This is a genomic window from Pseudonocardia sp. (genome assembly GCF_025965585.1).
Lineage (GTDB): Bacteria > Actinomycetota > Actinomycetes > Mycobacteriales > Pseudonocardiaceae > Pseudonocardia.
This window is the reverse complement of the sequence record NZ_JAOPWR010000022.1, coordinates 1-5,774: the sequence shown is the minus strand read 5'-3', so window position 1 is coordinate 5,774 and position 5,774 is coordinate 1. Positions and strand designations below refer to the sequence as shown.

The 5,774-nt window shown below is 74.4% G+C and carries 7 protein-coding genes; 5 read left to right on the top strand and 2 right to left on the bottom strand.

The window, feature by feature from the left end:
- The 5 genes from JWR81_RS01120 to JWR81_RS01100 form a co-directional block, all read left to right on the top strand.
- Positions 1–495: PP2C family protein-serine/threonine phosphatase (locus JWR81_RS01120; RefSeq protein ID WP_297645588.1), on the top strand; the 495-nt coding region annotated here is incomplete at its 5' end.
- Between the two features lie 202 nt (positions 496–697).
- Positions 698–955, top strand: coding sequence for a Rho termination factor (locus JWR81_RS01115; RefSeq protein ID WP_297645585.1), 258 nt, complete (start codon positions 698–700; stop codon positions 953–955).
- 260 nt (positions 956–1,215) lie between these two features.
- The gene (locus JWR81_RS01110) at positions 1,216–2,268 is read left to right on the top strand and encodes an FUSC family protein (protein WP_297645583.1); all 1,053 of its coding nucleotides are present in this window, start codon (positions 1,216–1,218) and stop codon (positions 2,266–2,268) included.
- 160 nt (positions 2,269–2,428) lie between these two features.
- Entirely contained in the window at positions 2,429–2,827 is a 399-nt protein-coding gene (locus JWR81_RS01105; RefSeq protein ID WP_297645580.1) for a phage holin family protein, read from the top strand.
- Positions 2,824–3,150, top strand: a complete 327-nt coding sequence (locus JWR81_RS01100) for a DUF3618 domain-containing protein (RefSeq protein WP_297645578.1) — start codon at positions 2,824–2,826, stop codon at positions 3,148–3,150. The genes JWR81_RS01105 and JWR81_RS01100 overlap by 4 nt, the downstream gene beginning before the upstream one ends.
- Before the next feature lie 198 nt (positions 3,151–3,348).
- Here the strand turns inward: JWR81_RS01100 and JWR81_RS01095 are convergent, their stop codons facing one another.
- Both JWR81_RS01095 and JWR81_RS01090 read right to left on the bottom strand, forming a co-directional pair.
- Complete coding sequence (locus tag JWR81_RS01095; RefSeq protein WP_297645575.1) at positions 3,349–4,737, bottom strand: aldehyde dehydrogenase family protein; 1,389 nt, start codon at positions 4,735–4,737, stop codon at positions 3,349–3,351.
- The gene (locus JWR81_RS01090) at positions 4,734–5,714 is read right to left on the bottom strand and encodes a TIGR03557 family F420-dependent LLM class oxidoreductase (protein WP_297645572.1); all 981 of its coding nucleotides are present in this window, start codon (positions 5,712–5,714) and stop codon (positions 4,734–4,736) included. The genes JWR81_RS01095 and JWR81_RS01090 overlap by 4 nt, the downstream gene beginning before the upstream one ends.
- Positions 5,715–5,774: the final 60 nt, after the last annotated feature.

Genomic DNA, 5,774 nt, shown 5'->3' with positions numbered 1-5,774 from the left:
ATGGGCAGGCTGCGCACGGTGTTCCGCGCGCACGCCCTCGATGTCGAGAACCCGGCCGGGCTGCTGGCCCGAGTCGACCAGCACCTGCGCTACTTCGAACCCACCACGCTCGCGACCGCGCTGTGCGCCGTCCTCGACCCCCGCCACCAGCGCTTGCTGGTATCGACCGCCGGGCATCTACCCCCGGCGCTGGCCCGGCCCGGTCGCGACGCGGTGTTGCTCGACCTGCCCCACGACCTGACCCTGGGCGTCGACACGACGCGCCCCCGGCACGTCACCGAGGTCGACCTCGTCGCCGGTGGCGCCATCTGCTTCTACACCGACGGGCTCGTCGAACGCCGCGACGCCGACATCGACACCGGTCTCGAACGGCTCCGCCGCGCGCTGCACGCCGACCCCGCCGAGCAGGTAGCGGCCGCGGTCATGGCCGAACTCGTCGGCCGTGACCACGCCCACGACGACATCGCCGTCCTCGTCCTGACACGACTGGAGTGACCAGCGGCGGACCCGCCGCGCTGTCACCGGCCGAAGCGGCCGGCACGGCCCTCGCAGCGGGCGGCTGGTAGCGGCCCGACTCCCACCGGCGCACCGGCGACGAGCTGTTTGGATCAGCTCTGCTGCGGGGATCTCATGCACAGATGTCGGCCACCACGTGCTGGTGACCAACAACATGCCCGGAACCGACCGAGGAGGATCCGTGCCGAACCCGAGCGTCAAGGACGAGAAGACCTACCGGAAGGTCCGCGAGCAGGGTGCATCCGAAGAGAAGGCCGCCCGCATCGCCAACGCCTCCGCCGCCGAGGGCCACGAGAAGGTCTCCCGGCGCGGCGGGAAGTCCCCCAGCTACGACGACATGACCAAGGACGAGCTCTACCAGCGGGCCAAGAAGGTCGGGATCCCCGGGCGGGCCAGCATGTCCAAGGGCGAGCTGGTGAAGGCGCTGCGCAATCACTGAGCCCCCGCAGCCGGCGCGGAGCAGGCGGGCATCAGCTCGGCGAGCTGGTTCAGCACGACACGCGTAGCACCAGGCGTCGCGGGCATGCTGAGCCGGCGCTCCGGTCCTCTGAGGCTGGCGTGTCCTCCTCGCCTGGGACGAGGACCGTCACCGCACGAGGTATCGCGCCGCGGCAGCGACCCGGCTGGACGATCGGCTCCGGTCTGAGCCCGGCGGGTCCCGGACGGTTGGGGCCTCCGGTGACGTGGCACCCCGTCATCATGGATCGACTCAGGAACCTGGTGGGCCGGCACAGCCGCGAGCAGGAGGCTGTGGTCCAGGCGCTGAAGGCAGCGCTGGCCGCCGTGCTCGCTCTGCTCGCCGCGGGCGCGATCGGCGGGGCCCAGCCGTTCCTCGCGCCCTACGCGGCCGTGCTGGCCGTGACCACGACGGTGCGCCGGTCCTGGTCCGGGGCAGCCCGGCAGGCCGCGATGCTCGTCGTCGGGGTCGTGCTGGCCTACGGGGTGGGCCTGCTGGTCCCGTCCACCCCGGGCGCCCTCGCGGCGGTCGTGGTCGTGGGGCTGCTGCTCGGGCGCTGGCGGCGCTTCGGCGGGGACCGCGAGTGGATCGCGATCACCGGACTGCTGCTGATCGTGAACGGCGTCGCCGGGCATCCGGCGCTGCTCGTCTCCTGGGTGGTGCTCAGTGTGGTGGGATCGGCCATCGGCGCCACCGTCAACACGCTGCTCCTCCCGCCGCTGCACCTGCGGGACGCGCACGACGCCGTGCAGTCCCTCGCCGGCGACATCGCGCTGCGGCTGCGGACGATGGCGGAGGGGGTCCGCGAGGGCTGGGGCGCCGGTGACGCCGCGGGCTGGGTCGCCCACGCCCGCGCGGTGCGCGCGGCGGTGCGGCGGGCGGACGACGCCGTCTGGTTCGGTCGCGAGAGCGTGCGCTGGAACCCGCGGCGCCGCTCCATCCGGCCGTCCGACGTGCGGCTTGCCGTGCCCGAGGCGGTGGAACGGGTGGCCCGGTTGAGCGAGCGGACGGCCCAGATCGCCGTGCTCCTCGGGGACATCGCGGATCTCGCGGACCAGGACGCGGATCCCGGGCTCGCCGACCTGCTGGACCAGCTCGCCGCCGCCGTCGACGCAACCGCCGACCGGTTCGGCACACCGGAGGGGCCGGCCGAGGCGATCGCCGGATCGGCGGCCGAGGTGCACCGGCGCCGCGACCCCGAGATCGAGCCGGCCCAGGTCCGCGCCACCTGCGTCGTGACCGTCGCCGACGCGCTCGCCGACCTCACCCCGAGCTCCGGCCAGGCCGGCGGGTAGGGGTGGCCCTGAGCAGCGCGACGAGGCGTGCCGCGGTGGATCAAGCGGTTCCTCGGCGGCGGCCCGGCTGAGACTCCCCGTCCGGACGGACGCCCCGTGTGATCCCCGCCGATGCGGGTAGTCCGGGGCCATGAACTCATCGACACGACGCCCCGAGCCGGTGTCGGACTCTCTCGAGACCGAGACGACGGGCGAGCTGCTGACGCGCCTGTCGACGCAGCTCTCCGACCTCGTCCGCGGGGAGCTGGAGCTGGCCCGCACCGAGCTCGCGACGAAGGCGAAGCGCGCCGGCGTCGGGGCCGGCCTGGCCGGAGCCGGCGCGGTCGTCGCGCTGTTGGGCGCCGGCGCTCTCGTGGCGGCCGCGATCGCGGCGCTGGCGCTCGTCGTGCCCGTCTGGCTGGCCGCGGTGATCGTCGGCGTGGTCCTCCTGGTCGTCGCCGGCATCTTGGCGCTCGCCGGGCGCAGCAGCATCAAGAAGGCCGTGCCTCCGGTTCCCCGGCAGGCCGTGGAGAACGTCCAGCACGACGTGGCGACGGTGAAGGGGGCGGTGCGGCGGTGACCGGCGCGCACCGGGCCGAGGAGACCGCCCGCACGCCCGAGGAGCTGCGTGACGACCTCGGGGAGCTGCGGGCGCAGCTCGGCGACACCGTCGAGGAGCTCGCGCACCGCGCCGACATCCCGGCCCGGGCCCGAGCCACGAAGGACCAGACCGTACAGCGCCTGCAGGAGCAGGTCGCCAAGGCGCGGGACGTGGTCGACGAGAAGGCGCGCGCCCTGCGGTCGGCGGTGCAGGAGCAGCCCACGATCGTGGCTGCGGCAGGCGTCGTCCTCGTGCTGTTGCTGACCCGCTCGGTGCGCCGGCGTCGGCGCCGGCGTCCGTGACCGGACCACCCACGGACTTCACCAACGGTGGCGGGCACGGGGGCGGAGGCCGCGGTGTCGTAGCAGCAGCCCGATCTTGTCTCCGTCGAACAACGTGGTCGACACGTCACGGACTGCGCGCGGTACTCCTTTCCCAGACTGCGGGGTCCCTCCCGGTGCCGGGGGGTCGTTCATGTGGTTGTCCTCAATGCTCACGGCCTACCTGCCCGCGCGCTGCTGACCGAACGCCGGGGCCGCCGCGATGTGCACCACCTTGGTCGTGGTCATCTCGTCGAGCAGCTCGGGGCCGTAGCCGAACCCCTGGCCGCTCGCCCGCCGCGGCTGCGCCGACCCACCGGGCGCCCCTCCGAACACGTCGTTGACCTTCACGGTGCCGACGGGGAGCTGCCGCCACGCCGTCTGGGCGTGCGCCATGTCCGCCGTGAGCACCGACGCCGCCAGGCCGTAGCCGTCGTCGGACGCCTCCTCAAGCGCCGTGGCGAAGTCGCGCACCACACGGACGGGCGCGACGGGGCCGAAGGTCTCCTCACGCAGCACGTCCATGTCCGGGTCGCAGTCGACGAGGACGGTGGGCGGGTAGTACGCACCGGACCCGTCGGGGATCGCGCCGCCGGTCAGGGCGCGGGCCCCGCCCGCCAGTGCGCCCGCGACGTGACCGTGGACGTGCACGCGGTGCGTGGTGTCGACGAGCGGGCCGATCCGGCGCTCCCACTGCCGCGCTTCGCGGACCAGCGCGTCCAGGAACTCCCCGGCGACGGCGGCGTGCACGTAGATCCGCTCGACGGACACGCAGATCTGCCCGGCGTTGGCGAACGCACCCAGCGCCGCCTGGGCGGCGGCCCAGCCCGCGTCCACGCCCGCGTCGACGAGCAGCGGGTCGTTGCCGCCGTTCTCCAGCAGCACGCGGGCACCGGTGCGCGCACCCGCCGCCGCGATCTGACGGCCGGTGGCCGTGCTGCCCACGTGCGCGAGGACGTCCACCGGCGCCGCGGCGAGCTCCGCACCGACGGCACCGTCTCCGTCGACGATCTCCAGCACACCGTCCGGCAGGTGCCGCGCGACGATCTCGGCGAAGCGCCGTCCCGTGTGGGGGCAGCGCTCGCTGGGCTTGTGCACCACGGTGTTGCCGACGGCCAGCGCGGCGCCGATCAGACCGGCCGCGACGGCGACCGGGTCGTTCCACGGGGTGAGCACGACCGCCACACCGCGCGGCTCGGGCACCATCAGGTCGGTGGCGGCCCAGCTGCCCTGCAGGCTCCGGCCGCGGTGGACCGGCCCCAGCTCGGCGTACTGGACCAGCGTGCCGACGGCGGCCTCGACGCCGCCGCGGGCATCGGCGAACGGCTTGCCCGTCTCCCGCTCGGTGAGCGCGGCCAGCTCGGCCGCTGCGTCCCGGACTGCGCCGGCGGCGGCGTGGAGGGCCCCGCCGCGATCGGCAGCTGGGGTGGCGCCCCAGCCGCGTGCCGCCGCGCGGGCGGCGGACACGGCGGCGTCGCAGCGCTCCGCGGAGGCGCCGGTGACCCGGCCCACCAGCTCGCCGGTGCGGGGGTCGAGGATCGTCAGCTCGCGGGAGTCGGTGAGGGTCACGCGGCGCTCGTCGTCGTCGGGCCGAGCGCCCTGACCCGGCGGGCCAGCTCGTCGCGGAAGAAGTCGAGGAACCCGTCGGGGTCCGGGCCCACGTTCATCAGCACGATGCGGTCGAACCCGGCGTCGACGAACTGCTGGACGACCTCGACGTGCCGGTCCGGGTCGGGGCCGCACGCGAACTGCGCGGCCATGTCCTCGGGTCGGACGGTGGTGGTGGCGGCCTCGAAGTTGGCCGGGTTGGGCAGCTCGCTCATCACCTTCCAGCCAGTGACGGCCCAGCGGTTGGTGGACAGGGCGGCCTCGGCGGCGGACTTCTCGTCCGGCGCCCACGACAGCGGCGCCTCGGCGTAGCCGGGGCCCCGGCCGCCCGCGTCGCGGTACCCCGTCACCAGGCCGGGCTTCGGCTCGGTGGCGAAGAGCCCGTCGCCGAGCTCGGCGGCGATCCGCACCGATCCCGGCCCGCTCACGGCCACCGCGATCTCCGGCAGCCGCTCGGGGAGGTCGAACACCTGCGCGTCCTCGAGCTGGAGGTGCTTCCCCTCGTACGAGCGGTAGCCGCCGCGCCACAGCAACCGGATGATCTCCAGCGCCTCGCGCAGCATCTCGTGGCGCTCCCGCACCGCCGGGAAGCCGCGGCCGACGACGTGCTCGTTGAGCCGCTCCCCCGCCCCGACGCCGAGCGTGAACCGGCCCTCGGCCACCAGGGCCAGCGTCGCCGCGGCCTGGGCGATGATCGCCGGGTGGTAGCGGACCGTCGGGCACGTGACGCCCGTGACCAACCCGATCCGGTCCGTCCGCGCCGCGATCGCACCCAACACCGTCCATGTGAAGGGGCTGTGCCCCTGCACGTCGAGCCAGGGGTGGAAGTGATCGCTCATCTCGACGAAGTCGAACCCCGCCTCCTCGGCGCGCACCGCCTGCCGGATGAGCTCCTGCGGACCGAAAGCCTCGCTCGCGAGCTTGTAGCCGATCTCCATGTCAGGGCCAGTACCCGCTCGCCGGACCGGAAAACGCATTCGGCCGGGACGGGTGGCGCC